The organism is Streptomyces sp. CB01249 (assembly GCF_001905735.1).
Taxonomy (GTDB): domain Bacteria; phylum Actinomycetota; class Actinomycetes; order Streptomycetales; family Streptomycetaceae; genus Streptomyces.
The window spans coordinates 310,427-334,512 of record NZ_LISW01000007.1; the positions used below are offsets into that span (position 1 = coordinate 310,427).

Here is a 24,086-nt window from a genome sequence, read left to right on the forward strand (position 1 = left end):
GGCGAGCCCCACTCGGGCGCTCGCCGTCCGCCCGGCTGGCCGAGAGGCGCGCGAAGTGTACACTTCTTTACATGAGTGACACCTTGCCGATCACTGAGGCACGCGCCCGCTTCGGTTCGCTGGTCCGCCGGGCCTCGAACGCCCGTGAGCGCATCACCATCACCGACCACGGCCAGCCTGCGGCCATACTGATCAACCCGCAGGAGCTCGCCGAACTGGAAGACGCCTTGGCTCTCGCCCAGTACCAAGCCCGCCGCGCCACCGGAGCCGTCGAGACCGTGTCTCATGACGAGGTGCGCGCGCGGCTGGGCCTGGAGCAGCGTTGACCTACCTGATCACCTGGGACGAGCACGCCATCGACCAGGCTGCCCGGTTCCTCAAGGACGACCCCGACGGCTTGCGTCAGCTCATGGATGCCGTCGACCTGCTTGCCGAAAACCCGCTTCCCGAGGGGGCGACACCCTACGGCTCCCCGGCACTACGCCGCATCCACGTCGGCCGCTACCGGGTGCTCTACGAAATCGAGGAGGCCCACGTGACCATCATCGTGATTCACGTCGGCCGCGTCGGCTGAGCAGAGCCGGCGCCTCAGCCGCCCGGGGTCTCGTCCACCTTGAAGTCCATGTTGACCTTGCCGCCGACAACGGACTTGGCGGTGACCGTCACTCCGTACTGCGTACCGCCGTCGGTCAGCTGGCAGCGGATCGTGGCGCCGGCCTTGGCGGGCAGGTCCTCGGCGCAGGAGAAGGCGTCGGGCTGCTTGCCCACCTGGGCGGAGAGGGCGGCCTTGCCCTGGCGGGCGACCTCGGCCTTGTCCACGGAGCCGGAGGCGCTGTCCGTGCCCGCGGATTCGGACGGCTGGGCCGAATCGCTGGGCTGAGGGTCGGCGGAGGCCCCCTCGCCCGCTCCGGCGTTGTCGTCCACCTTGAAGTCCAGGTTCACCTTCTTGCCGTCGACGGACTTCACGGTCGCCGTCATACCGAGCTTCTTGCCGCTGTCGGTGAGCGTGCAGCGCACCGACTCACCGACCTTCCCTTTGAGGTCGTCCTCGCAGGTCACGTCCTCGGGAGCGCGCCCGACCTGCTTCTCCAGACCGGCGGAGGCCTGCTTGGCGACCTCCTCCTTCTTGACGACCAGGTCGCCGCCGAAGCTGAACGAACAGCCCGAGACGAAGAACAGGGCCAGCGTCCCGGCCGCCGCTCCGGCCACTATCCGACTCCGTACGGACTGCTGCCTCATGGGGTCCCCCTAGCCTCGATGTACACGCCAACGACTGGCTTGCCAAGCTATCACCGGGGTCTGGACCTCCGGCCGGGTCAGCCCGGGTACCCCTGGTCGGCGAGGATCTCGTCGATACGGGCGCGGTGGGCGGCCTCCCAGTCGTCCAGGGTCTCCGCCGCTTCCTTGGCGGCCTTGGCCCGGGCGGTCGCCAGCACCTCGTCCGCGCTCAGGGCGGGCGTGACGACGATGCCCTCCTCATCGGCGACGACGACGTCCCCGGGGCACACGATCACCCCACCGCACCGGATGGCCCGGTTGAGCGGGGTGACGGCCTGCTTCGTACCGGGGAAGGGGACGACGCCGGTGGCGAAGACCGGGAAGCCCAGCTCGCGTACCTCGGCGAGATCCCGGATCACGCCGTTGGTGACGAACCCGGCGATCCCCCGGCGCTGCGCCACGGCGCACACGTTCCCCCCGGCCAGCGCGTAGTCCGCGTCGCCCGCGTCGATGACGATGACGGAGCCGGGGGCGGCGCGGTGGATCGCGGCGTGCAGCATGAGGTTGTCCCCCGGAGGGCACCGCACGGTGTACGCGGGCCCGGCGACGCGCGGCACGGGCGTCCACAACGGCCGGATCCGCGCCTCCATGACCTGCGTCCGGCCGACCACATCGGCAAGCGTGGTCGGTGAGATGCCCTCGAAGCCGCTGACGTCGTCCATGCGTGTCCCCTCTCGCGTACGGTCCCCCGACACGCTCAACGCCCGGCCCCCGGCGCTTCGTTCCGCGCCGGGTCCGACAACAGCTCGCGCAGCGACTGCGCACCGCCCGCGCCCGCCACGTCCGTCAGCCCACGAAGCGCCGTGGGAAAGAGCCGGGCCCAGGAGCACGCCCGGCCGATCGCCCCGAGGTGCCGGGCCAGAACGGCCGCGCGCCGCAGTTCGGCGGGCGTGACCCCCATCCCGGTCCACGCGTCCAAGTAGGCGTCACGGAGCCGGGGCAGCGCCTGCTGCCCGTACCGTTCGACCGCGCTGTTCAGCGGAACGAACAGGCTGCAGAACGGGTGGGAGACCGCCGCGTCCCCCCAGTCGAAGAACGTGAAGCGGCCGGGCTCGGGGGCGAAGAGCTGCCCGTCGTGCAGGTCGGCGTGATCGAGCGAGTCGGGGATGCCGAGCGCGGCGAGTTCCTCGCACCACCCCACGACACGCGGGCGCAGGGCCCGCAGCGCCGCGCGGGTGTCGGCGTCCAGGGCGGCGTTCTCCTCGACGACCCGGTCGAAGACCTCGGGGAGCACGGTCGTACGGGCGTCGGGCACGCCGAGCCGGTCGATCTCCTCGACGCGGGAGCAGAGGGCGCGCTGCACGGTCGCGTACTGCTGCAGCGCCTGCTCCCAGGCCCCAACGCCCGCGCCGGGCGCGTCCCGGAAGAGCGTGCCGCCGTCGGGAAGCAGGGACCAGCCGCGCTCCGTGTCGACGGCGAGCGGTTCCAGCACGTGGCCCGGAACCCAGCGGGCCAGCGCCTCGGTCAGCCCGGCCTCGAAGGCGCTTCCGGGCGGGTTGGCCTTGAACCACACGTCGGGTCCGCCGACGACGGACATCCGCACCAGCACGGACCAGGGCCGCACCCGCACGGCGACCCGCCGCACCCCGGTCCACCCGCGCACGGCCAGGCCGCGCTCCGCCCACGCGAGGGCGTCCCTCCGCCAGTCCGGATCGTCCCAGGGGGTCACCACATCCGGGTACGCCCCACGATCCACCGAAGCCTCATCACGCATCGCCCCATTCCACCACCGGCCGCCCCACGCCTCCACGGACTTTCGCGCGCGGGCGGGGCGCCCCCTGTCAGGCGTACGTCCACCGCCAGGAGCTTCCGCTCTGGCTGCACCTGATCCGGGCCCCCGAGGCGTTCGTCGTCACGGCCCCGTGGTCGCTGTTCCGGCAGAACTGCCCGGCGCTGTAGCAGTTCCCGGCGTTGGAGCGGATGGAACAGGTGCTGGTGGTCTTGGTGCCGCCACCGCCACCGGACGACCCGCCGCCGGACCGGGTGGAGGCGGCCTTGGTGACGGTGGTCGTGACCGTCGGCCCGGGCACCTTCACGGTCTTCGTCTCGGTCACGGTGGGCGCCGGGGCGGGCGTCGCGGTCTCGGTCGCGGTGGCCGTGACGGTCACGGTGACCGCAGGCAACGGCTTGGCGCTCGCCGCCGCGTCGCCCTTCCCGGACTCCGAACAGCCGACCGCCCCCAGGGCGATCAGGACCATCCCACCGACCCATATCTGCGTGCGCCGGCTCAGCACCTTGGGCATGGAGTCCCCCCATATGTCGCGTCGAGTGGGGTGACCGTATTACCCCGAGCGAGATGTGGGGAAGTTGCGAAGAGAGAGTGATCACATCGTGACCATCGGACATTCAACGGCGGGCGCGGAGCCGTCCGTACGATGAACTCACCAACGGGGGCGGGGGAAACGGCATGCGGTGGGATCGCGGGAGTGCCAGCGGGCTCGGGCTGATCGTGGGCGGGCTGGTCGTCGGGGCGGTGGGGGTCGGGATCGTCACCGTCGGGACGGGGGCGTTCGGGGTGGAGACCGAGACGTTCTCGGCGATCGACTGCGACTCCGTCTCCGTCAAGGGCGGGACCGTGTGGCACTGCCGCGGCGAGAGCCCGGACCAGGCCGCCGCCAACGAGGCGGCCCGGCGCAAGGCGGAGCTGGACGCGCTGCGCGGCGTGGACGACCTGCGCGGTCCGTCGCGGCCGCAGCGTACGGAGCTGATGTTCGTCCAGCATGACGGGCGGCGCGATCCGGACCGGGTGACGGCCTCGCACTCACCCGTCGGCGACCGCTGGATCGCCCACTCGGGCGGCGTCGTCGGCACGGGCGTGGGCGGGGTCGTCGTCGGCGGGGCGGGGATCGCCTGGGGAGTCCACCGGACCCGGACGCGGCGGGGATGAGCGCCCCTCTCACCTCAGCCCGCGCGCGGCGCGCTCCGCCTCGGTCAGGGTCTCCATCAGCTTCTCCGGGTCCACCGCGTACGCGCTGTCGTCCAGCGCGTCGTAGTCCGTCGTGCCCAACGGCAGCCCCAGCGCGTCCAGTTCGGCGGCCAGCTGCCCGAACGCCACGCGCTCGTCCGGCTCGTCCTGATACGCGGACTGCTCGAAGGCGACGGCCTCCGTCAGGGTGGAGCCGGTCATCTGCCAGAGCGTGAACTCCGTGTCCAGCTCGATCGGCCGCCGCACCGGCTCGTCCGGATGGACCCAGTAACCGACCCACCCCTTACCGCCCTTGGCGACGAGCTGCACGTACTCCACCATCCGCGCGACCCCCGCGTTGACGGCCTGCATCTCCGGGTCGGCCAGCTCCTGTTCGCTCAGGTAGCCGGTGTCCAGGAAGGGGTGGAGCTCGCCCTCCTCGAAGAATTCGAGCCCCAGCAGGTGGGCGAAGTCGTCGCGCCCCTCCCAGTGCGCGAGCAGCAGCACGCGCAGGTCGTCCGGCACCGGGTGGCCGTCCAGCCGCTCACGGGAGAACGCGGCGAGCCGCTCGTCGTAGGTGGTGTTCACGGGTCCCTCTCGGGGGGCGAAGGAGCAGCGGGTGCTACAGGTACGCCGCGTACGCGTCCAGCGTCCGCAGGACCTCCGGTTCCGCGGCCGGGGGCAGCTGGAGGACGATCTCCTCGATGCCCAGGTCCGCGAAGCGGGCCAGCTTGCCGGGGGACGGGAGGACCGCGTACGGGACGATGCGGAGGTCCTTCGGGTCGCGCCCGGCGGCCTCCCACGCGGTGCGGAGGTGGGGGACGGACTCCGTGAGGCCGCCGCCGCCGATGGGGAGCCAGCCGTCGGCCGACTCCGCGATGTGGGCGAAGAGCCTGGGCCCCGCCGCGCCGCCGATCAGAATGCGCGGGCCCTGCGGGCGGTACGGCTTCGGGTACGCCTCGCTGGCGCGTACGGAGCCGAACTCACCCTCGTACGCCGTGGGTTCCGCAGCCCACAGCGCCCGCATCAGGGCAAGGCGCTCGCGGCCCAAGCGGCGGCGGGTGGACCACTCGACGCCGTGGTCGGCGGCCTCCTCGACGTTCCAGCCGTAGCCGATGCCGAGGGTGAAGCGGCCGGCGGAGAGGTGGTCCAGGGTGGCGATCTGCTTGGCCAGGTCGATGGGGTCGTGCTGGGCGATCAGGGTGATGCCCGTGCCCAGGGCCAGCCGCTCGGTGACGGCCGCGGCCTGGGCGAGCGCGACGAAGGGGTCCAGGGTGCGCCCGTACTCGCGGGGCAGCTCGCCGCCCGCCGGGTAGGGGGTGTCCCTGCTCACCGGGATGTGGGTGTGCTCGGGCAGATACAGCCCGGCGAACCCGCGCTGTTCGAGCTGGTGCGCCAGCCGCACCGGGGTGATCGTCTCGTCGGTGAGGAAGATCGTGGTGGCGATCCGCATACGAAGGCACCTCCGTCGTTGTCCCGTGACGCTCCCAACGTATGCGGTCGGGGGCGCGAAGGGATGCCGCCGGCCTCCCCAAACGTCACTCACTTAGGTTAGGCTCGCCTAAATTATCTTACGAGGGCAGGGGAGCAGGACCATGGGGCACGGCTGGGAGGGCGTCGTCCTCAAGCTCATGCGGGGACGCGACTTCACCTTCACCGTCACCGCGGCCGAGGAGCCCGCCGACGGCTTCCGGCGCATCGCGGTCACCGACGGCGGGCTGCTCGCCGCCACCGGCGGGGCGCACCCCACGATGTGGGTCAGGCTCTGGTTCGACCGGTCCGGCAAACCGCATCAGCGCGCGTACACCCTGGTCGACCCCGACCCGGAAGCCGGTACGTTCACGCTGGAGTTCGCGCTGCACGAGGGACCGGCCACCGCCTGGGCCCTGACCGCCCGGCCCGGCGACACGATCGACGCCACCCTCCAGGGCACCGGCTTCTCGCTCCCCGAACCGGCCCCCACCCGGCTCGTCGTGATCGGCGACCCCGCGTCCCTGCCCGCGATCAACTCCCTGCTGGACGCGCTGCCGGGCACCCCCGCGACCGTCTGGTACGAGGAGGCGCCCGGCACGGCCGACACCCCGCCGCTGCGCCTGGACCCCGACCGCCACACGCTCCACCGGGTCGCCCGCCACGACCGGGGCGCGGCGCTCGTCGACGCGGTGAAGTCCGGGCTGCCGGGCGTGCTCGGCGAGGACGCCTCGGGCGCGTACGTCTGGATCGCCTGCGACACGGCGACGACCAGGGCCCTGTCGGCGTACGTGCGCAGGGACCTGGCCGTCCCCAAGGAGCGGGTGCACGCCCTGGGTTACTGGCGCGCGGGCTGAGCGTCAGCCCCGGGTGGCCGCGTGCATGGTGTACGGAGCGCGCATCGTCGCCGGTCCCAGCGTCACCGTGTCCCCGGCCGACGCGACCTGCGCGGTGGTCGACGTACCGGGGTAGAACCAGCGCCAGCTGCCCGAACCGCTCGCGGTCACGGTCGCGGAGAGACGGCCCGAGCTGTTCGTCCTGACCGTCTTCACGGTCTTGTACGCGTTCGTGCCCGCCTTCCGGAACTGGAGCTGGACGCTCTGACCGCCGTACGCCCGGTACTTCAGCGCCTCCCAGTCGGCCCGGCTCAGCGTGCCGGTGACCTTGACCTGCTTGCCGCCGGAGAGCGGGCTCGGGCTGGTCGCGGCGGTGGTCAGGGTCGCGGCGCGTTTGAGGTTGAACGGGGCGACGCAGTCGAAGATCCAGTAGTCGCCGTCGTTGGCCGCCACGTTGCCGTAGCCGCACCAGCCACCGGCCGCGTCGTTGGCGTTCCGCTCGCTGTTGTAATCGGGGAAGTACGCAGGTACGAGACGGACCGTCGCCGTGCACTCCGACGTGGTGGCACTCAGCTTCTTGCACGACTCGGCCACCGTCTCGGTCGGCGCGCCCGCAGTGGAGGTCGCGTTGCCTGCATAGAGATCGTGTAGGCCCTTGACCCCCGAGTTGTCCTTCACCGTCACCTTGATCGGGAACGTCACCGTCTTGCTGACGCCCACGATCACGTTCTTGCCGTTGTTGGTCACCCCCTTGGTGACCCGGATGTCGCCCCGCCCCTCGGCGTTGGCCGCCGTCGTGCCGAGCACCGTCATGGCCGCCACGGCGGCCACCGTGCTCCACAGCACGTGTCTTCGCATGTCCCCTCCTCATCGCACCCCGCCCCGGCTGCCGGGGCGGGCGCGTCGGCACAGCGTAGAGCCGGGGCGCGGGCCGTTCTCCGGAGGGGCCCGCGACGGGGTCACCGCCGGCGGTCAGCCCGCCGCGGGCACCGGTTCGGGAGCCTCCATCGCACCCAACCGCTGCTCGCAGCACCGCCGTTGCCACACCGCGAGTCCCGCCACCGCGACCCCCAGCGCCAGCCAGCCCGCCGGGCCCGCGGCCATCACCACGCCCGTGAGCAGCGGCGGGCCCGCCGACTTCTGGATGGACTGGGACATGCCGGCCACGCCCAGATAGGCGGCGCGTTCGTCCGGCGGGGCGAGCAGGACGGCCAGTTCCCAGGAGCTGACCGAGCGCATCAGCTCCGCCATCGTGACCAGGACCGCCGCCGCGAGCAGGACCCCGGCCGCCGTCCAGGTGCCGCAGCCGGTGGACGCCGCCAGCAGGGCGCAGGAGACGAAGAGCAGGACGCCGTACAGCACCACCGCGCGGGCCGCCTTGCGCGGGCCCTCCGCCCTGCGGGACACGGTGAGTTGGAGTACGACGACCAGCACGGTGTTGATCACCAGGAAGGCCGGGACGAGGGCGTGCGGGGCGGAGGTGCGGCTGACGAGCCAGAGCGGGAGGCCGACGCCGAGCACCGAGTCGTCCAGGTTCATGGGGATGTCGAGGAGCACGAAGCGGAGGTAACCCCGGTCCCGCCAGGGCCCCTTGGCGCGGACCGCCCGCACGGCGGGCCCCGGGGCCGCGACCCCGCCCGGCTCCCCCGTACGCCACACCAGCGCGGCGGCGACGAGGAAGGAGAGCGCGTTGCCGAGGATCAGTGCGCGGTACGCGTCCGCCGTCCCGGCCGCCAGGCCGATCGCGGCGAGCCCCGCGCCCAGCCCGTAACCCGCGTTGGCGGCGCTGCGGGACAACGCCTGGTAGGCGGCGCGCCGTTCGCCCGCAGCGCGGGTGGCGAACAGCATCTCCAGGGTCTTGGCCGCCCTGTCCCCCAGGTACGTCACGGCGACCACGACGAGCAGCGCCTCGAACCGCGTACAGAGCAGCACCAGCGTGAGCGTCACGAGGCGCAGCAGATGGCAGCCGATCAGCAGCGGGCGCACCGGGAAGCGGCTCGCGAGGCGTCCGGCGAGGGGTGAGCCCGCGATGCCCGCGACGCCCGCCGTGCCGAGGAGGACGCCGATCTGCTGGGCGCTGAGGTGGGTGACGAAGGTGAGATAGAGGACCGAGGAGGCGGCCCACAGACCGGTGCCGGTGCGGTCGACGGCCAGGGCGCGCAGCATGATCCGGGCGTCTCTGCCGCCCGGCGGGTCGCGCAACTGGGCCAGCAATCCCGCCTGTTCCCGGACGCGCCCCACCCCGTACCCCCAAGTATCTCGACATCAAGAGACCTACCGACCCGCGGAAGCCTGCCCGGATATTCTCTTGATGTCAAGATGCTTGATTTCGAGATACTGGACATGCGTACGCCGAGGGCGGCCGGGGCCATGGCCCCGGCCGCCCTCGGCGCCGGATCGCTACTTCGGTTCGCGTTCGAACTGCGCCCTGGACCAGAAGTAGCCGAGGACGGTCAGGCCGACGCACCAGGCCACCGCGAGCCACCCGTTGTGGCCGATCTCCGTGCCGAGCAGCAGTCCGCGCAGGGTCTCGATCGCCGGGGTGAAGGGCTGGTACTCGGCGATCGGCCGGAACCAGCCGGGCATCGAGCCCAGCGGGACGAACGCGCTGGAGATGAGCGGCAGCAGGATCAGCGGGGTGGCGTTGTTGCTGGCGGCCTCCGCGTTGGGGCTGCCCAGGCCCATGCCCACGGCGATCCAGGTGAAGGCCAGGGTGAACAGGGCGAGCAGTCCGAGCGCGCCGAGCCATTCCAGGACGGTGGCGTCGGTGGAGCGGAAGCCCATGGCCACCCCGACCGCCCCGACGAGGACCACGCTCATCAGCGTCCGCAGCACGCTGCCCGCGACGTGGCCGAAGAGGATCGAGCCCCGGTGGATGGCCATGGTGCGGAAGCGGGCGATGATGCCCTCGCTCATGTCCATGGAGACCGAGACGGCGGTGCCGACGGTGGTCGAGCCGATCGTCATGAGCAGGATGCCGGGCACGATGTACGCGATGTACGCGTCGCGGCCCGCGCCGCCGCTCATGGTGTCGCCGAAGATGTAGACGAACAGCAGGAGCAGCATCACCGGGGTGAGCAGCAGGTTGAGGGTGAGCGAGGGGTAGCGCCGGGCGTGCAGGAGGTCGCGGCGGAGCATCGTGGCCGAGTCGCGCACGGCGAGGGAGAGGGTACTCATCGGACGGACTCCTTGGTCGGGGCGGGGATGACGGCGTCGGTACCGGATTCGGTGCCGGATTCGGTCTCGGCGCCGGCTTCGGTCAGGGCGAAGAAGACGTCGTCCAGGTCGGGGGTGTGCACGGTGAGTTCGTCCGCCTCGATCCCGGCGGCGTCCAGCCGGTCGAGGATGGAGCGCAGGATGCTCTGGGTACCGTCGCTGGGGAGTTGCAGGGCCAGCGCGGCATCGTCGCGGACGGCGTCGCCGCCGAGGTGGGCCGCCGCGTCCCGGTAGGCGGCCGGGTCGCTGAACCGCAGCCGGACGTGCCCGCCGGGGACGATCCGCTTCAGCTCCTCGGCGCTGCCCTCGGCCACCAGCTTCCCGTTGTGCAGGACGGCGATGCGGTCGGCGAGTTCGTCGGCCTCTTCCAGGTACTGGGTGGTGAGGAAGACGGTCACCCCGTCTTCGACCAGTCCGCGGATCATCTGCCACATGCCGTGCCGGGAGCGCGGGTCGAGCCCGGTGGTCGGCTCGTCCAGGAAGATGATGCGCGGGTTCCCGACGAGGGTCATCGCGATGTCCAGGCGGCGCTTCATGCCGCCCGAGTAGGTGGAGGCGGGCTTCTTCGCCGCCTCCGTGAGGTCGAAGCGCTCCAGGAGCTCCGCGGTGACGCGCCGCCCCTCGGCCTTCGGCAGGTGGTGCAGGTCCGCCATCAGGAGCAGGTTCTCCTCGCCGGTGATCAGCCCGTCGACGGCGGAGAACTGCCCGGTGACGCCGATGGTGGCGCGTACCGCCTGCGCGTCGGTGGCCAGGTCGTGGCCCCCGACGCTGATCGCGCCGGACCCTTGGCCGGGTGGGATGAGCGTGGAGAGGATCTTGACGGCGGTCGTCTTGCCCGCGCCGTTCGGGCCGAGCAGCGCGAACACCGTTCCGGCCGGGATGCTGAGGTCGATCCCGTCGAGCACGGTCTTCTCGCCGTACGCCTTGCGCAGTCCGTTCGCCGCGATGGCCGGGTTCGTCATGGTGGGGCTCCTTCTGCTGGTACGAGGTGGGGGGGGTGCTTCTACGAGGTGGTCAGAGGCTGCGGGCGGTGATGTCGCCCTTGGTGGTGGTCGCCCGGATGGTCAGGACGGGTGCGCCGTCGTTCATCAGGGCGTTGTCGACGCGGCCGAGGACGGTGCCCGCGTCGAGCACGGCCGGGACGCCGCGCGCCGCGCCGACGCTGATGTCGCCGAGCTGGGTGCTGAGGGTGAGCTCGCCGCGGGTGGCCTCCTCGACGGTCACGTCGCCGCGCTGGGCGCTGAGCTCGCCGGGGCCGGTGAGGCGGCGGACGATGACGGCGCCGTCGTGCGCGGAGATCCGGGCACCGGCGGCCTCGTCCACCTTGACGGAGCGGTGGCCGCCCTCGAAGACGACGTCCCCGAGGCGTCCGACGCCCCGGAACTCGGCGGCGCCGGCCTTCGCCTCGACGTGCGACCCGGCGGGCAGCTGGACGGTGATCTCGACGGAGCCGGAGTCACCGAGGAGCCGGTTGCGCCCCTCCTTGGCGGCCCGGATGTCGAGGACGCCGTCGGCGTACGCGACCTCGACGCGGTCGGCGGCCTTGGTGTCGCGGCTCTTGGAGGGGTCGGCGGGCAGGACCTCGACCACGGTGTCGGCGCGGTCGGCGGCGATGAACCGGATGAGACCGGCGGGGATCGCGACGCGGGCGGTGACGGCGGCGGGGGTGTCGAACTTCGGCATGGTGCGCTCCTTCTGGGGTGGCGCGAACCGGGGTGGCTCGCGCTTTCCGATGAGAGAAACGCTACGTTGCGTTCACGTACCCGGCAACACACTTGTTGCATCAGATCCGCGTAACGGCACGTCAAAGCAGAGAAGTTGGAGCAATGAGCTCAGGAGTAACGCAACGAACTCCTCGCCATTCGTTGCAATGGGCTGTCAGCGAACGCTATAGTCGGCCCACCGGCCACCGCACGGCCGGGCCCGCGCCACGAAGGAGTACGCGATGCCGGGAGGCAGGCTCAGCCAGCAGGAACGCCGCCAGATCGGCCGGGGCCTGGCCGACGGTCTGGCCTACGCCGAGATCGCCCGGCAGCTGGACCGCCCCACCTCGACCATCACCCGCGAGGTGACGCGCAACGGCGGCCCCGCGGGCTACCGCGCCGACGTCGCCCACCGCACCGCCGAGCAGCGCGCCCACCGCCGGAAGAACCCCGCGCCCCGCGACGCGCGCCCGGACCCGCAGCCCTACGGCCGGGACGCCGAGGCGGTACGCGCGTACGAGGAGATGTTCACGACGGCCATGACGGCCTCGGGCGCCCCCCAGATGATGTCGAGGGTCCTCGCGGCCCTGACCCTCAGCGACACCGGCAGCCTCACTGCGGGCGAACTCGCCTCGCACTTGAAGGTCAGCCCGGCCTCCGTGTCCAAGGCGGTCGCGTTCCTGGAGACCCAGAGCATGGTCCGCCGCGAGCGCGAGGGCCGCCGGGAACGCTATGTCGTCGACGACGAGCTCATGCACGAGTCGATGATGGCGAGCGCCCACTCCACCGCCCAGCTCGCCGAGACCGCCCGCAAGGGCGTCCCCGTCCTGGGCGCGGACACGGCGGCGGGCACCCGCCTGGAGAACATGGCCCGCTACCTGGACTTCGTCTCCGAATCGATAGCCCGGGCCGCCGAACAGGCCCGGGCCATCCTCCACACCAAGGCCCCGGACCCGGGGCCCTGACGGACCCTCACTTCCGGTACAGCGCCTCGATCTCCTCCGCGAAGTCCCGCGCGATCGCGTCCCGTTTCAGCTTCAGGGACGGCGTGAGGTGGCCCTTCTCCTCCGTGAAGTCCACCGGCAGCACGGTGAACTTGCGGATCGACTCCGCGCGGGAGACCAGGCGGTTGGCCTCGTCCACCGCGCGCTGGAGCGTGGTGCGCAGCTCCTCGTCGTGGACGAGTTCGCGCATCGGGACGTTCTGCTTCTTGCGCATCCGGCACCAGTGCGCCAGCCCGTCCGCCTCCAGCGTGATCAGGGCCGTGATGAAGGACCGGTTGTCGCCGACGACCATGCACTGGCCGACCAGCGGATGGGCGCGCAGCCAGTCCTCCAGCGGGGCCGGGGTGACGTTCTTCCCGCCCGACGTGATAATGATGTCCTTCTTGCGGCCGGTGATCGTGAGGTAGCCGTCGCTGTCGAGCGCGCCCAGGTCACCGGTCGCGAACCAGCCCCCGTCCAGCACGGGCACGGACACCCCGCGCTCCGCGTCCCAGTACCCCTGGAACACCTGCCCGCCGCTGAGCAGCACCTCCCCGTCCTCGGCTATGCGTACGGCGGTGCCGGGCATCGGCCACCCGACCGTGCCCAGGCGGGGCTTGAGCGGTGGGGTGACCGTGGCGGCGGCGGTCGTCTCGGTCAGGCCGTAGCCCTCGAAGATCTCGATGCCGGCGCCCGCGTAGAACGCCGCGAGCCGCCGCCCCAGCGGGGAGCCGCCGCAGATCGCGTACCGGACATGGCCGCCGAGCGCCGCCCGGATGCGGCGGTAGACCAGCGGGTCGTACAGCGCCCGGGCGGCGCGCAGCCCGAGCCCGGGGCCGGGGCCCGTGCCGTGTTCGGCGGCCTCGACGGCCTGGCCGTAGCGCTGGGCGATCCGGGCGGCCCGGTCGAAGGAGGAGGCGCGGCCCATCTTCTCGGCGGTGGCCCGGCCCGTGTTGTAGACCTTCTCCAGGACGTACGGGATCGCCAGCAGGAACGACGGCTTGAAACCGGCCAGATCGGCGAGCAGGTCCTCGGTCTGGATCGACGGCGCGTGGCCGAGCCGGACCCGGGCGCGCAGGCAGCCGATCGCGACCATCCGGCCGAAGACGTGGGACAGCGGCAGGAACAGCAGGGTCGAGGCGGGGTACTTGCTCACCGACTTGAAGACCGGGTGCAGCAGCTCGATCGCGTTGTCGACCTCGGCGAAGAAGTTGCCGTGGGTCAGCACACACCCCTTCGGGCGGCCCGTGGTCCCCGAGGTGTAGATCAGGGTCGCCGGGGTCTCCGGCTCCAGGGTCGCGCGCCGCTCGGCGACGGCGTCGTCCGGGAGCTGCTGCCCGAGCTTCTTCAGCCGCCCGAGCGCGCCCGTGTCGAACTGCCACAGATGCGCGAGCCCGGGGAGCTGCTTGCGTTCCTGGCTGATGATCCGGCCCTGGTCCGCCGTCTCGACCGCGCAGGCCACGGACCCGGAGTCCTGGAGGATCCAGCGGGCCTGGAAGGCGGACGAGGTCGGGTAGATCGGCACGGTGACCAGACCGGCCGCCCAGGCCGCGAAGTCGAGCAGCGTCCATTCGTACGTCGTACGGGCCATGATCGCGATCCGGTCACCGGCCCGCAGCCCCTCCGCGATCAGCCCCTTGGCGACGGCCAGCACCTCGGCGGCGAACTCGGCGGCCGACACGTCCTGCCAGCTCCCGTCCGGCTGCTTCCGGCTGAGCACGGCGTCGGCGGGCGCCTCGCGCGCGTTGTCGAACGGGATCTCGGCAAGCGACCCCCGCCGGACGGGCGGCGCGAACGCCGGTACGGAGACCTGCCGGACGGCCCCGTGGGCATCCCGCTCAAGCGTCGGCTCGACCAGGGCGGGGACGGCGGGTGCGGGGGAAGGTGCGGGTGGCGTGGACACGTGCGGCTCCTCGGCAAGGGGGGACGGGCGGGTTCACTGCTGTCGTACGGGGGTGCGCGGCGCGGTCCCGCCGCGCCGCGCACCGCCGCGTTCACACACGTTCGAGGATCGCCGTGACGCCCTGGCCGCCCGCCGCGCAGACCGAGATCAGGCCGCGGCCCGGGGCGTCCCGCTCCGCGAGGAGCTTGGCGAGGGTGGCGACGATGCGGGCGCCCGTCGCGGCGAAGGGGTGGCCGGTGGCGAGCGAGGAGCCCGCGACGTTCAGCCGGTCCCGGTCGACGGGCGCGAGCCCCTGCTTCTCCCAGGCGGCCAGCGTGGCCAGCGCCTGGGAGGCGAAGGCCTCGTGGATCTCGAAGAGGTCGAAGTCCTCGATGCCGAGCCCGGCCCGCTCCAGCAGCCGGGGCACCGCGTACGCGGGCGCCATCAGCAGCCCGTCCTCGCCCTTCACGTAGTCCACCGCGGCGGTCTCGTACAGCGAGAGGTACGCCTGCGGTTCGAGGCCGTGCGCCTCGGCCCATTCCTCGCTCGCCAGGAGCACGGTCGCCGCGCCGTCCGTGAGGGGCGTCGAATTGCCCGCGGTCATCGTCGCGTCGGGGTGGTCCGCGCCGAACACGGGCTTCAGCGTGGCGAGTTTCTCCACCGTGGAGCCGGGGCGCAGGTTCTGGTCGCGTTCCAGGCCCTGGTACGGGACGACGAGGTCGTCCAGGAAGCCCCGTTCGTACGCGGCGGCGAGCCGCTGGTGGCTGGTGGCGGCCAGGAGGTCCTGCTCGGCGCGGCCGATGTCCCACTGCCGGGCGGTGAGCGCCGCGTGCTCGCCCATCGAAAGGCCGGTGCGGGGTTCGGCGTTGCGCGGGATGTCCGGGACGAGGTGCCGGGGCCGTACGCCCGTGAGGGCCTTCGCGCGGGCGCCCGCCGACTTCGCGCGCCGGACGGAGAGCAGCAGGCGCCGCAGTTCGTCGTTGACGCCGAGCGGGGCGTCGCTGGTGGTGTCCGTGCCGCCCGCGATGGCGGAGTCGACGGCCCCGAGCATGATCTTGTTGGCGGCGGCGATGACCGCCTGGAGGCCCGTGCCGCACGCCTGCTGGACGTCGTACGCGGGGGTGCGCGGGTCGAGCCGCGAGCCGAGCACCGTCTCGCGGGCCAGGTTGAAATCGCGGCTGTGCTTGAGGACCGCGCCCGCCGCGAACTCGCCGACGCGCTCGCCCTGGAGCCCGAACCGCTCGACCAGGCCGTCCAGCGCGGCGGTCAGCATCTGCTGGTTGGAGACCTGCGCGTAGGGCCCGTCGGACCGGGCAAACGGGATACGGCTGCCGCCGATGACCGCGACCCGGCGGGGCTGCGGGAGTGCGAGGGGAATCAACTCGACCAACTCATCTCGACCAGCTCCTGACTCTTGAGTAACCTTACTCCGGAGTAAATCTACGACCGAGCAGGGAGTCTGGACAATGGCCGACCGCTATCTGCACCTGACCGGCACGGCACCCGGCAAGTTCCTCACCCGGAAACTCGGTCTCCCGCAGCCCGCCCGGCTGCGCCGCTGGAGCCTGGAGACGCCGACGCTCACCGGCCCCGTACTCCACCTCACCGCAGGGGATTCCGCCGTCACCGAGGAGCTGGCCGCGGCCCTCACCGCCACCGGCCTGGAGGTCGTCGCCCGCGCGGACCGGCCCGCCGCGCTCGTCCTCGACGCGACCGCCGTGGACACCGCCGCCGGGCTGGGCGCCGTGCACGCCGCCCTCCACCCGGTCGTCCGCTCGCTCGCCCCCGGCGGCCGGGTCGTCGTCCTCGGGGTGCGGCCCTCACCGGAGGACCACCACCAGGCCGCCGCCCAGCAGGCCCTGGAAGGCTTCACGCGCTCGCTCGGCAAGGAGGTCGGCAAGGGCGCCACCGTGCAGCTGGTCCGCATCGCCCCGTCCGCCGTCGCCTCCGCCGAGTCCACCCTGCGCTTCCTGCTCTCGCCCCGGTCCGCGTACGTCAGCGGCCAGGTCATCGAGGTCACCGGCGCCGCCCCCGACCCGGTCCGCGACTGGGCCGCCCCGCTGGCCGGGCGGACCGCCCTGGTCACCGGCGCCGCCCGGGGCATCGGCGCCTCCGTCGCCTCGGTCCTGGCCCGCGACGGCGCCCGGGTCGTCTGCCTGGACGTGCCGCAGGCCCAGGAGGACCTGGTGCGCACCGCCGACCGCCTCGGCGCCACCGCGCTCCCCCTCGACATCACGGCCGACGACGCCGCCGAACGCATCGCGGCCGCCGCGCCCGACGGGCTCGACATCCTCGTCCACAACGCGGGCATCACCCGCGACCGGCGGCTCGCCAACATGGCCGCCGACCGCTGGGCCCAGGTCATCGACGTCAACCTGGACAGCGTCCTGCGCACCACCGACGCGCTGCTGAAGGCGGGCACCGTCAACCGGGGCGGCCGGATCGTCGCCACCGCCTCCATCGCGGGCATCGCCGGGAACAACGGCCAGACCAACTACGCGGCCAGCAAGGCCGGAATCATCGGCCTGGTCCGCTCCCTGGCCCCGCGCGCCGCCGCCGACCACGGCGTCACGGTCAACGCGGTCGCCCCCGGCTTCATCGAGACGAAGATGACCGCGGCCGTCCCGCTGTTCATCCGCGAGGCGGGCCGCCGGATGAACTCCCTCGCGCAGGGCGGCCTCCCGGTCGACGTCGCCGAGACCACCGCCTGGTTCGCCCAGCCCGCGTCCGCCGCCGTCAACGGCCAGGTCGTCCGGGTCTGCGGCCAGAGCCTGCTGGGGGCGTGACCCGATGAGCCTCACCCTCTCGCTGGCCCGGGGCGCCGTCACCTCGCCCTTCAAGCGCGCCGGACGCCCCGGCGCCACCCTCCCCGCCGGGCGCCTCCGCCTGCCCGCCGCGCCTCCCGCACCGGGACGCCTGGCCGCGTACCGGACGATCTGCGGCTTCCCGGCGACCGGGCCGCTGCCGGTGACGTACCCGCATGTGATGGCGTTCCCGTTGGCCATGCGGCTGATGACCCGCCGCGACTTCCCGCTCCCGGTCACCGGACTCGTCCACACCTGGATCGAGATCACCGCCCACCGCACCCTGCGCCCGGAGGATTCGCTCGAACTCACGGTGTACGCAGAGGAGTTGAGCCCGCACCGGCGCGGCACCGAGGTCACCGTGGTGACCGAGGCGCGACTCGCGGGCGAGCTGGTGTGGGAGTCCCGCAGCGGCTATCTGTCCCGGCACGCGACGCGTACGGAGGCCCCAGCACCGGTGACGCCTCCCGCGCCGCTCTCCGCCGTCACCGAGTGGCGGCTGCCCGGCGACCTCGGACGGCGGTACGCGGCGGCCTCCGGCGACCGCAACCCGATCCACCTCCACCCGCTGACCGCCCGGCTCTTCGGCTTCCCCCGGGCCATCGCCCACGGCATGTGGACCGTCGCCCGCTGCCTGGCCGAAACCCCGGACCCGGCCACGCTCCGCACCGTACGGGCGGACTTCCGCGCCCCGGTCCTGCTGCCCGGCACGGTCACGTACGCCTCCGACGGCCACGCGTTCCAGCTGCGCGGCGGCAAGGACGGCGAGCGGCTGCACCTGACCGGCACTACGGGGTAGGTACCTGCCACGGGCGGCCGTTCATCAGGTTCTCCAGGCCCGCCCAGGAGAAGTTCATCATCGTGGCCGCCGCCTCCCGGGCCGAGACGCCCGGGGTCTCGTTGGCCCAGCCGGCCAGCGCCTCCGCGGCGCCCACCAGGGCCTGGGCGAGGCCCGCCACGTCCCGGTCCGGGAGCGCCGGGTCGTGGTGCGCCTCGCGGGCGGCGGCGCCGATCAGACCGGTCACGAAGGCGACGATCTCCTCGCGCATCACGTTGACCTCGGTGGCGAACGGCTCCCCGTGGGTCCGCGCCTGCCGGTACAGCACCGCCCAGCCGTCCGGGTTCTCCGCGGTGTGCGTGAAGAACGCCCGCAGCCCCTCCCAGAGTTGCCGGTCGGCCGGGAGACCCGGTTCCACGCCCCCCTGCACGGCGGCCAGCAGCGCCTGCGCCTCACGCCGGATGCACGCGGTGAACAGCTCGTCCTTCGAATTCAGGTACAGGTAGACCAGGGGCTTCGACACCCCGGCCAGCTCGGCGATCTCGTCCATCGAGGCGGCCCGGTACCCCCGCTGCCCGAACGTCTGCACCGCGGCGTCCATCATCTGCTGCTCGCGCACGGCGCGCGGCATCCGCTTGTTCCGCACAGCACCCACGTCGACTCCCTCCCTCCCCCGCAGTACTACTCCCTGGTAAGCCTACGGGGCGCGCGCGGACCCCGTCGTACGCCGCCATGCCGAGGGCCCCTCCTCCGCACGGGAGAAGGGGCCCTCGGGTGAAGCGGGTGAAGCGATCAGGCGGCGACCGGGACGCGCTCCGGCTCGGTGTCGCGGATCTCCTCGTCGTCGTCCACCGGGGAGGCGGAGGCCGAGTTGTAGGCGTCGTGGTCCAGGATCTTCTCGCGGGCCGCGACGATCACCGGGACGAGCGCCTGGCCGGCCACGTTGGTGGCGGTGCGCATCATGTCCAGGATCGGGTCGATGGCCATCAGCAGGCCGACGCCCTCCAGCGGGAGGCCCAGGGTCGACAGGGTCAGCGTCAGCATGACCGTCGCACCGGTCAGACCGGCGGTGGCCGCCGAACCGATGACCGAGACGAACGCGATCAGGACGTAGTCACCGACACCCAGCTGCACATCGAAGATCTGCGCGATGAAGATCGCGGCGAGCGCCGGGTAGATCGCGGCGCAGCCGTCCATCTTGGTGGTGGCGCCGAACGGGACGGAGAAGGAGGCGTACTCCTTCGGGACGCCCAGGCGCTCGGTGACCTTCTGGGTGACCGGCATGGTGCCGACCGAGGAGCGCGAGACGAACGCCAGCTGGATCGCGGGCCAGGCGCCCTTGAAGAACTGGAGCGGGCTGACCTTGGCGACGGTGGCGAGCAGCAGCGGGTAGACGCCGAACAGCACCAGCGCGCAGCCGATGTAGACGTCGGCGGTGAACGTCGCGTACTTGCCGATCAGGTCCCAGCCGTAGTCCGCGATGGCGTAGCCGATGAGGCCGACGGTGCCGATCGGGGCGAGGCGGATGACCCACCACAGGGCCTTCTGGAGGAGTTCCAGGACGGCTTCGCTGAGGGTGAGGATCGGCTGCGCCTTCTCACCGAGCTTGAGGGCGGCGATACCGGCGACGGCGGCCATGAAGACGATCTGCAGGACGTTCAGCTCGGCGAACGGCGTGATGACGTTGTCCGGGATGATGCCGGTCAGGAAGTCCAGCCAGGAGCCGGCGTGCTCGGGGAGCTTGCCGTCCTTCGGGGTGAGGCCGGTGCCGGAGCCCGGGTTGGTGATCAGACCGATCGCGAGGCCGATGGCCACGGCGATCAGCGAGGTGATCATGAACCAGAGCAGGGTGCGGGTCGCCAGCCGGGCGGCGTTGTTGACCTTGCGCAGGTTGGTGATCGACACCAGGATCGCGAAGAAGACGAGGGGCGCGACGGCCAGCTTCAGCAGCTGGACGAAGATGTGGCCGACCTTGTCGAGCGTGGTGTACAGCCAGTCGATGTCCTGGCTGCGGGCGAGCCAGCCGAGCAGGACGCCGAGGACCAGACCGGCGACGATCTGGGCCCAGAACGGGACCTTGGGTATACGGAAGCCTGAGCCTGCGGGCTTCTCGGCGGTGGACGCGGGGTTCGCGGACACGGACACACTCCAGATGTGACGCATCGGGACGCACGGGGACGGTGTGCGGGGGACGGGGGTGCGGCGCCCGCGTCAGGGGCGGCGCCGCTGCATGGTGCCGGTATCAGACGTTGCGGCAACAGACCGCGGACATACAGCGGCAGAGATCGACATGAAGGCGCTCCACGAGCGGGACGCTCGTGGCAGATCGCAGGCGCACATCAGTCTTCATGTCGAACACGTTAACACTTGAACTTTGAGAACCTCAAAGGTCTTCTTTGGTACGAGAGAGCGCTCCGCACCCGCCCCCGGCCGCCCGGAATCCCCAACTCCGCCTGAACATACGAAAAACCCCAGTACAGGAGCGACTGCTCCCGCGCTGGGGTTCGACGGAAAAAAGCGAGCGGTGTGAGGAAGCTTACGTTCCCTTTACTGCGTGACACCGTCCTCGCGCGTGCGGTTGGCCTCCAGGCGGGCCTTGGCGCGGTCGACCGAGGAGACGATCTGCTCGGACATCTCGTCGCGCTGCTTGCGCAGCAGGACGAAGCTGAGCGGCGCGGACAGCACCAGGGCGAGCAGGATGACCCAGACGATGTTGGACCCCCCGACCCCGGACGGCACCACTCCGAGGTTGACGGCGATGGCGGCGACGACGAAGCAGCCGACGAAGATGCTGAGACGCATCGCGGTGTACCGGATCGTTGCGCTCGGCTTGGCAGCGGACACAGCTGGCCTTCTCTCTACGTACGACAGTCCTGCCCGACCAGTGAAGCATGCCCCGCAATCGATCGATTCGCTGGGCCGCGTCCCGCGCGCTCAGCCCAGCGGCAGCAGCATGAAGATGTCGTCCCGGTCGTCGCCCTCGGCCACCCGGATCGCGTCCGGCACGCGGCCGACCTCCTTGTAGCCGCAGGCGGCGTAGAAGCGGTCGGCGCCCGTGCCGCCCCGGCAGGTCAGCCGGATCGCCTCGATGCCCTCGGTCGCGCGCGCCGCGTCCGCGACCGCCGCCATCAGGTCGCGGCCGTACCCCTTGCCCTGGTGGCGGGGGTGGACCATCACGGTGTACGCCCACAGCCAGTGCCGCATCAGCCGGTGCGTGTTGAACGTCAGGAACGCGGTGGCGGCGACGCGCCCCTCCTCGTCGCGGCCGACGATCAGCCGGGTCCGCCCCTCGGTCAGGGCGACCTGGTGCTTGAGCAGCTCCGGCCGGATGTCCTCGTCCGACACCGGCGGTACGAAGCCCACCGCGCCGCCCGCGTTGGAGACATCGACCCAGAGCGCGACGATGCCGTCCCGCACGGACCGGTCGTAGGCCGGGTCCACCTCAAACGTAAGAGCCATAGGCGCAGATTAACTATTACAACTTGCGGGTTCAAGCGGGGTCCGGAACGCGAGAAAGCTCCGGCCGGGGACGGTGGCCGGAGCTTTCGTACGTGCAGCGTCGCGCGCGCGGCGCGCGCCGGGTCAGACCCGCATCGGCTGCGGCGACTCGCGCCGCTCCGCGTCCGGGCCCGGGTACTCGCGGATGATCTCGTACCGGGTGTTGCGCTCGACGGGCCGGAAGCCCGCGTCCCGGATCAGGTCGAGCAGGTCCTCGCGGGTCAGCTTGTTCGGCGTGCCGTAGTTGTCCGCGTCGTGCGTGATCTTGTACTCGACGACCGAGCCGTCCATGTCGTCCGCGCCGTGCTGGAGCGCGAGCTGCGCGGTCTGCACACCGTGCATCACCCAGAACACCTTGACGTGCGGCACGTTGTCGAACAGCAGCCGGGAGACGGCGAAGGTCTTCAGCGCCTCGGCGCCGGTCGCCATCGTGGTCCGTGCCTGGAGCTTGTTGCGGACCTTGCCGTCCTTCATGTCCACGAAGTCGTGCTGGTAGCGCAGCGGGATGAAGACCTGGAAGCCGCCGGTCTCGTCCTGGAGCTCACGCAGCCGCAGCACGTGGTCGACGCGGTGCCGGGGCTCCTCGATGTGCCCGTACAGCATGGTCGCCGGCGTCTTCAGCCCCTTCTCGTGGGCGAGCCGGTGGATGCGCGACCAGTCCTCCCAGTGGGTGTTGTGGTCCACGATGTGCTGGCGGACCTCCCAGTCGAAGATCTCCGCGCCGCCACCGGTCAGCGATTCGAGACCGGCCTCGATCAGCTCGTCCAGGATCTCCGAGGCGGAGAGCTTGGAGATGGTCTCGAAGTGGTGGATCTCGGTGGCGGTGAACGCCTTCAGGGAGACCTGCGGCAGCGCCTCCTTGAGCGCGCTGAGCGAGCGCGGGTAGTAGCGCCACGGCAGCGAGGGGTGCAGCCCGTTGACGATGTGCAGCTCGGTGAGGTTCTCGCCCTCCATCGCCTTGGCGAGCTTCACCGCTTCCTCGATGCGCATGGTGTACGCGTCCTTCTCCCCCGGCTTGCGCTGGAAGGAGCAGTACGCGCACGAGGCGGTGCACACGTTCGTCATGTTGAGGTGACGGTTGACGTTGAAGTGGACGACGTCACCGTTCTTGCGCGTACGCACCTGGTGGGCCAGCCCGCCGAGCCAGGCCAGGTCGTCGGACTCGTAGAGCGCGATCCCGTCCTCACGGCTCAGCCGCTCACCGGCTTCGACCTTCTGCTCCAGTTCGCGCTTGAGTCCCGCGTCCACCAGTGCTCCTCAATTCCTCGCCGTACCGAACTCCGCCACCGTACGCCTAGCGCTCTTCGGGGAGGTCTCCGACCCGGTTCTCCCACTTGGTGGAGAGGACGATGGTGGTACGGGTGCGGGAGACGCCCTTGGTGCCGCTGAGGCGGCGGATCGTCTTCTCCAGGCCGTCCACGTCGCCCACCCGGACCTTGAGCATGTACGAGTCGTCGCCCGCGATGAACCAGGCGTCCTCGATCTCCGCGAGGTCCTTCAGCCGGTGCGCCACGTCCTCGTGGTCGGCGGCGTCGGAGAGCGAGATGCCGATGAGGGCCGTCACGCCGAGGCCGAGCGAGGCCGCGTCGACGGTGGCGCGGTAGCCCGTGATGACACCGGCGGATTCCAGCCGGTTGATGCGGTCGGTGACGCTGGGCCCGGAGAGCCCGACGAGCCGTCCGAGCTCGGCGTACGAGGCCCTGCCGTTCTCCCGGAGGGCCTGGATGAGCTGCCTGTCCACCGCGTCCATATGACTGAAACCTTCCATTGTTCAGCAGTACCGCAAGTCTACGTGTAGAATCGAAGGCATGCAGGCACCGACGCCTGCAAATCTTCTCGCACAATCAAAAATCGCTTACGAATCTTCAGGAGTGACGACACCGTGTACACGATCGAGATGGCCTACGCCCGGATGCGCGAGCTTCAGGATCTGGCCAACCGCTCGCGTGCCCACCACCCCGCCGCCGCCCTCCGGGTCGACCGCACCCGCAGTCCCCGGCGCGCGCCCAAGAAGCGCTGACGCCCACACACCGTCAGCCCGGGGAGCCGCCACCCAGCTCCCCCTCCCAGCGGCGGTACAGCCGGTGCGGCACACCCGCCGCGTCCAGCACCCGCCCCGCGACGAAGTCCACGAGATCCTGGATGTGCGTCGCCCCCGCGTAGAAGCCCGGCGAGGCGGGCAGCACGACCGCGCCCGCCTCGTCCAGGGCCACCAGCTGCTTCAGCGTCTGCCCGCTCAACGGCGTCTCCCGGACCGCGACCACCAGCTTCCGCCGCTCCTTCAGCGTCACGCTCGCCGCCCGCTGCAACAGGTCCTTCGACAGCCCGAGCGCCACCCCCGCCACGCACGCCGTCGAGGCCGGGACGATCAGCATCCCCTTCGCCGGGTACGACCCCGAGGACGGCCCCGCGGCCAGGTCACCGGCCGCCCAGTGGCGTACGCCCGACAGGTCCACGTCGAACGTCTCCGGCTTGCCGTCCGCCCCCCGCGCCAGCCAGGCCGCCAGGTCCTCGCGCCAGTGCGCGTCGCGGTAGGAGATACCCGTCTCATCCAGGAGCGTCAGCCGCGAGGCCCGGCTCACGACCAGGTCCACACTCTCCCCCGCCGCCAGCAGCCCGCGCAGCACCGCGGCGGCGAAAGGTGTGCCCGAAGCGCCGGAAACCCCGACAATCCAAGGCATTCGCTGCTGCTGACTCACTGAAGACCGGGAATCCACAACCCCGAGCCTATCC

The 24,086-nt window shown here is 71.6% G+C and carries 28 protein-coding genes; 8 read left to right on the forward strand and 20 right to left on the reverse strand.

Annotated elements, in window-relative coordinates; genetic code table 11:
* Window positions 1–71: 71 nt before the first annotated feature.
* Both AMK18_RS28240 and AMK18_RS28245 read left to right on the forward strand, forming a co-directional pair.
* Window positions 72–326, forward strand: a complete 255-nt coding sequence (locus tag AMK18_RS28240) for a type II toxin-antitoxin system Phd/YefM family antitoxin (RefSeq protein ID WP_073864984.1) — start codon at window positions 72–74, stop codon at window positions 324–326.
* The gene (locus AMK18_RS28245; RefSeq protein ID WP_073864985.1) at window positions 323–574 is read left to right on the forward strand and encodes a type II toxin-antitoxin system RelE family toxin; all 252 of its coding nucleotides are present in this window, start codon (window positions 323–325) and stop codon (window positions 572–574) included. The genes AMK18_RS28240 and AMK18_RS28245 overlap by 4 nt, the downstream gene beginning before the upstream one ends.
* A 14-nt stretch (window positions 575–588) precedes the next feature.
* Here the strand turns inward: AMK18_RS28245 and AMK18_RS28250 are convergent, their stop codons facing one another.
* The 4 genes from AMK18_RS28250 to AMK18_RS34965 all read right to left on the reverse strand — a co-directional run bounded on the left by AMK18_RS28250 (window position 589) and on the right by AMK18_RS34965 (window position 3,521).
* Window positions 589–1,239: a DUF4333 domain-containing protein gene (locus AMK18_RS28250; protein WP_073864986.1), complete on the reverse strand. Its 651-nt coding sequence runs from the start codon at window positions 1,237–1,239 to the stop codon at window positions 589–591.
* Window positions 1,240–1,316: 77 nt separating this feature from the next.
* Window positions 1,317–1,940, reverse strand: a complete 624-nt coding sequence (locus AMK18_RS28255; RefSeq protein WP_073864987.1) for an RraA family protein — start codon at window positions 1,938–1,940, stop codon at window positions 1,317–1,319.
* A gap of 35 nt (window positions 1,941–1,975) precedes the next feature.
* Window positions 1,976–2,992, reverse strand: a complete 1,017-nt coding sequence (locus AMK18_RS28260; RefSeq protein WP_073864988.1) for a phosphotransferase — start codon at window positions 2,990–2,992, stop codon at window positions 1,976–1,978.
* A 67-nt stretch (window positions 2,993–3,059) separates the two neighbouring features.
* Entirely contained in the window at window positions 3,060–3,521 is a 462-nt protein-coding gene (locus AMK18_RS34965) for a hypothetical protein (RefSeq protein WP_073864989.1), read from the reverse strand.
* A gap of 164 nt (window positions 3,522–3,685) precedes the next feature.
* On the opposite strand from AMK18_RS34965, the gene AMK18_RS28270 reads away from it, so the two are divergent.
* Window positions 3,686–4,165 (forward strand): hypothetical protein, encoded by a 480-nt coding sequence (locus tag AMK18_RS28270; protein WP_073864990.1) that lies wholly within the window; start codon window positions 3,686–3,688, stop codon window positions 4,163–4,165.
* A 9-nt stretch (window positions 4,166–4,174) separates the two neighbouring features.
* Here the strand turns inward: AMK18_RS28270 and AMK18_RS28275 are convergent, their stop codons facing one another.
* Together AMK18_RS28275 and AMK18_RS28280 are read right to left on the reverse strand one after the other, a co-directional pair.
* A complete protein-coding gene (locus AMK18_RS28275) occupies window positions 4,175–4,771 on the reverse strand; it encodes a hypothetical protein (protein ID WP_073864991.1) in 597 nt (198 codons plus the stop codon).
* Window positions 4,772–4,805: 34 nt separating this feature from the next.
* Window positions 4,806–5,636 carry an LLM class F420-dependent oxidoreductase gene (locus AMK18_RS28280; protein ID WP_073864992.1) on the reverse strand — a complete coding sequence of 277 codons (831 nt, stop codon included), beginning with the start codon at window positions 5,634–5,636 and terminating at the stop codon, window positions 4,806–4,808.
* Window positions 5,637–5,778: 142 nt separating this feature from the next.
* Here AMK18_RS28280 and AMK18_RS28285 point away from each other — a divergent pair, with 142 nt between their 5' ends.
* Window positions 5,779–6,510 carry a siderophore-interacting protein gene (locus AMK18_RS28285; protein ID WP_073864993.1) on the forward strand — a complete coding sequence of 244 codons (732 nt, stop codon included), beginning with the start codon at window positions 5,779–5,781 and terminating at the stop codon, window positions 6,508–6,510.
* 3 nt (window positions 6,511–6,513) lie between these two features.
* On the opposite strand, the gene AMK18_RS28290 is transcribed toward AMK18_RS28285, so the two are convergent.
* From AMK18_RS28290 to AMK18_RS28310, 5 genes are all read right to left on the reverse strand, one after another.
* On the reverse strand, window positions 6,514–7,347 hold the full coding sequence (locus AMK18_RS28290; protein WP_073864994.1) for a hypothetical protein: 834 nt from the start codon (window positions 7,345–7,347) through the stop codon (window positions 6,514–6,516).
* Window positions 7,348–7,461: 114 nt separating this feature from the next.
* Window positions 7,462–8,730, reverse strand: coding sequence for an MFS transporter (locus AMK18_RS28295; protein WP_241836659.1), 1,269 nt, complete (start codon window positions 8,728–8,730; stop codon window positions 7,462–7,464).
* Window positions 8,731–8,889: 159 nt separating this feature from the next.
* Complete coding sequence (locus AMK18_RS28300; protein WP_073864995.1) at window positions 8,890–9,666, reverse strand: ABC transporter permease; 777 nt, start codon at window positions 9,664–9,666, stop codon at window positions 8,890–8,892.
* Window positions 9,663–10,667: an ATP-binding cassette domain-containing protein gene (locus AMK18_RS28305; RefSeq protein WP_073864996.1), complete on the reverse strand. Its 1,005-nt coding sequence runs from the start codon at window positions 10,665–10,667 to the stop codon at window positions 9,663–9,665. Before AMK18_RS28305 ends, AMK18_RS28300 begins: the two co-directional genes overlap by 4 nt.
* A gap of 52 nt (window positions 10,668–10,719) precedes the next feature.
* Window positions 10,720–11,388 carry a hypothetical protein gene (locus tag AMK18_RS28310; RefSeq protein WP_073864997.1) on the reverse strand — a complete coding sequence of 223 codons (669 nt, stop codon included), beginning with the start codon at window positions 11,386–11,388 and terminating at the stop codon, window positions 10,720–10,722.
* A 262-nt stretch (window positions 11,389–11,650) separates the two neighbouring features.
* On the opposite strand from AMK18_RS28310, the gene AMK18_RS28315 reads away from it, so the two are divergent.
* Window positions 11,651–12,373, forward strand: a complete 723-nt coding sequence (locus AMK18_RS28315) for a helix-turn-helix domain-containing protein (RefSeq protein WP_073864998.1) — start codon at window positions 11,651–11,653, stop codon at window positions 12,371–12,373.
* Between the two features lie 7 nt (window positions 12,374–12,380).
* Here the strand turns inward: AMK18_RS28315 and AMK18_RS28320 are convergent, their stop codons facing one another.
* The gene (locus tag AMK18_RS28320; RefSeq protein ID WP_073864999.1) at window positions 12,381–14,294 is read right to left on the reverse strand and encodes an AMP-dependent synthetase/ligase; all 1,914 of its coding nucleotides are present in this window, start codon (window positions 14,292–14,294) and stop codon (window positions 12,381–12,383) included.
* 91 nt (window positions 14,295–14,385) lie between these two features.
* On the reverse strand, window positions 14,386–15,663 hold the full coding sequence (locus tag AMK18_RS28325; protein ID WP_073865000.1) for an acetyl-CoA C-acetyltransferase: 1,278 nt from the start codon (window positions 15,661–15,663) through the stop codon (window positions 14,386–14,388).
* Between the two features lie 76 nt (window positions 15,664–15,739).
* Between AMK18_RS28325 and AMK18_RS28330 the strand changes: the two genes are divergently transcribed.
* Window positions 15,740–17,059 carry a 3-oxoacyl-ACP reductase gene (locus AMK18_RS28330; RefSeq protein ID WP_073865001.1) on the forward strand — a complete coding sequence of 440 codons (1,320 nt, stop codon included), beginning with the start codon at window positions 15,740–15,742 and terminating at the stop codon, window positions 17,057–17,059.
* A gap of 4 nt (window positions 17,060–17,063) precedes the next feature.
* On the forward strand, window positions 17,064–17,876 hold the full coding sequence (locus tag AMK18_RS28335; RefSeq protein ID WP_073865002.1) for a MaoC family dehydratase: 813 nt from the start codon (window positions 17,064–17,066) through the stop codon (window positions 17,874–17,876).
* Here AMK18_RS28335 and AMK18_RS28340 read toward each other — a convergent pair.
* The 6 genes from AMK18_RS28340 to AMK18_RS28365 form a co-directional block, all read right to left on the reverse strand.
* Window positions 17,866–18,486 carry a TetR/AcrR family transcriptional regulator gene (locus AMK18_RS28340; RefSeq protein WP_018104317.1) on the reverse strand — a complete coding sequence of 207 codons (621 nt, stop codon included), beginning with the start codon at window positions 18,484–18,486 and terminating at the stop codon, window positions 17,866–17,868. The two genes, AMK18_RS28335 and AMK18_RS28340, sit on opposite strands and share 11 nt — an antisense overlap.
* A gap of 161 nt (window positions 18,487–18,647) precedes the next feature.
* Entirely contained in the window at window positions 18,648–19,994 is a 1,347-nt protein-coding gene (locus AMK18_RS28345; protein WP_018104318.1) for a dicarboxylate/amino acid:cation symporter, read from the reverse strand.
* Between the two features lie 408 nt (window positions 19,995–20,402).
* Entirely contained in the window at window positions 20,403–20,657 is a 255-nt protein-coding gene (locus tag AMK18_RS28350) for a DUF4229 domain-containing protein (RefSeq protein ID WP_018104319.1), read from the reverse strand.
* Between the two features lie 132 nt (window positions 20,658–20,789).
* A complete protein-coding gene (locus AMK18_RS28355; protein WP_198957097.1) occupies window positions 20,790–21,314 on the reverse strand; it encodes a GNAT family N-acetyltransferase in 525 nt (174 codons plus the stop codon).
* A 123-nt stretch (window positions 21,315–21,437) separates the two neighbouring features.
* Window positions 21,438–22,601, reverse strand: coding sequence for an aminofutalosine synthase MqnE (gene mqnE / locus AMK18_RS28360; RefSeq protein ID WP_018104321.1), 1,164 nt, complete (start codon window positions 22,599–22,601; stop codon window positions 21,438–21,440).
* Window positions 22,602–22,647: 46 nt separating this feature from the next.
* On the reverse strand, window positions 22,648–23,103 hold the full coding sequence (locus AMK18_RS28365) for an Lrp/AsnC family transcriptional regulator (protein ID WP_018104322.1): 456 nt from the start codon (window positions 23,101–23,103) through the stop codon (window positions 22,648–22,650).
* A 132-nt stretch (window positions 23,104–23,235) separates the two neighbouring features.
* On the opposite strand from AMK18_RS28365, the gene AMK18_RS34970 reads away from it, so the two are divergent.
* Window positions 23,236–23,373 (forward strand): hypothetical protein, encoded by a 138-nt coding sequence (locus AMK18_RS34970; RefSeq protein WP_018104323.1) that lies wholly within the window; start codon window positions 23,236–23,238, stop codon window positions 23,371–23,373.
* Between the two features lie 13 nt (window positions 23,374–23,386).
* Here the strand turns inward: AMK18_RS34970 and AMK18_RS28370 are convergent, their stop codons facing one another.
* A complete protein-coding gene (locus AMK18_RS28370) occupies window positions 23,387–24,052 on the reverse strand; it encodes a UbiX family flavin prenyltransferase (RefSeq protein WP_073865003.1) in 666 nt (221 codons plus the stop codon).
* Window positions 24,053–24,086 lie beyond the last annotated feature (34 nt).

What these genes read in the sequence shown, in the direction of transcription:
- AMK18_RS28240 (WP_073864984.1), top strand. Translation starts at nt 72, where the DNA reads ATGAGTGACACCTTGCCGATCACTGAGGCACGCGCCCGCTTCGGTTCG.
- AMK18_RS28250 (WP_073864986.1), bottom strand. Translation starts at nt 1,239, where the DNA reads ATGAGGCAGCAGTCCGTACGGAGTCGGATAGTGGCCGGAGCGGCGGCC.
- AMK18_RS28255 (WP_073864987.1), bottom strand. Translation starts at nt 1,940, where the DNA reads ATGGACGACGTCAGCGGCTTCGAGGGCATCTCACCGACCACGCTTGCC.
- AMK18_RS28260 (WP_073864988.1), bottom strand. Translation starts at nt 2,992, where the DNA reads ATGCGTGATGAGGCTTCGGTGGATCGTGGGGCGTACCCGGATGTGGTG.
- AMK18_RS34965 (WP_073864989.1), bottom strand. Translation starts at nt 3,521, where the DNA reads ATGCCCAAGGTGCTGAGCCGGCGCACGCAGATATGGGTCGGTGGGATG.
- AMK18_RS28270 (WP_073864990.1), top strand. Translation starts at nt 3,686, where the DNA reads ATGCGGTGGGATCGCGGGAGTGCCAGCGGGCTCGGGCTGATCGTGGGC.
- AMK18_RS28280 (WP_073864992.1), bottom strand. Translation starts at nt 5,636, where the DNA reads ATGCGGATCGCCACCACGATCTTCCTCACCGACGAGACGATCACCCCG.
- AMK18_RS28285 (WP_073864993.1), top strand. Translation starts at nt 5,779, where the DNA reads ATGGGGCACGGCTGGGAGGGCGTCGTCCTCAAGCTCATGCGGGGACGC.
- AMK18_RS28290 (WP_073864994.1), bottom strand. Translation starts at nt 7,347, where the DNA reads ATGCGAAGACACGTGCTGTGGAGCACGGTGGCCGCCGTGGCGGCCATG.
- AMK18_RS28300 (WP_073864995.1), bottom strand. Translation starts at nt 9,666, where the DNA reads ATGAGTACCCTCTCCCTCGCCGTGCGCGACTCGGCCACGATGCTCCGC.
- AMK18_RS28305 (WP_073864996.1), bottom strand. Translation starts at nt 10,667, where the DNA reads ATGACGAACCCGGCCATCGCGGCGAACGGACTGCGCAAGGCGTACGGC.
- AMK18_RS28310 (WP_073864997.1), bottom strand. Translation starts at nt 11,388, where the DNA reads ATGCCGAAGTTCGACACCCCCGCCGCCGTCACCGCCCGCGTCGCGATC.
- AMK18_RS28315 (WP_073864998.1), top strand. Translation starts at nt 11,651, where the DNA reads ATGCCGGGAGGCAGGCTCAGCCAGCAGGAACGCCGCCAGATCGGCCGG.
- AMK18_RS28330 (WP_073865001.1), top strand. Translation starts at nt 15,740, where the DNA reads ATGGCCGACCGCTATCTGCACCTGACCGGCACGGCACCCGGCAAGTTC.
- AMK18_RS28335 (WP_073865002.1), top strand. Translation starts at nt 17,064, where the DNA reads ATGAGCCTCACCCTCTCGCTGGCCCGGGGCGCCGTCACCTCGCCCTTC.
- AMK18_RS28340 (WP_018104317.1), bottom strand. Translation starts at nt 18,486, where the DNA reads ATGCCGCGCGCCGTGCGCGAGCAGCAGATGATGGACGCCGCGGTGCAG.
- AMK18_RS28350 (WP_018104319.1), bottom strand. Translation starts at nt 20,657, where the DNA reads ATGCGTCTCAGCATCTTCGTCGGCTGCTTCGTCGTCGCCGCCATCGCC.
- AMK18_RS28355 (WP_198957097.1), bottom strand. Translation starts at nt 21,314, where the DNA reads ATGGCTCTTACGTTTGAGGTGGACCCGGCCTACGACCGGTCCGTGCGG.
- AMK18_RS28365 (WP_018104322.1), bottom strand. Translation starts at nt 23,103, where the DNA reads ATGGACGCGGTGGACAGGCAGCTCATCCAGGCCCTCCGGGAGAACGGC.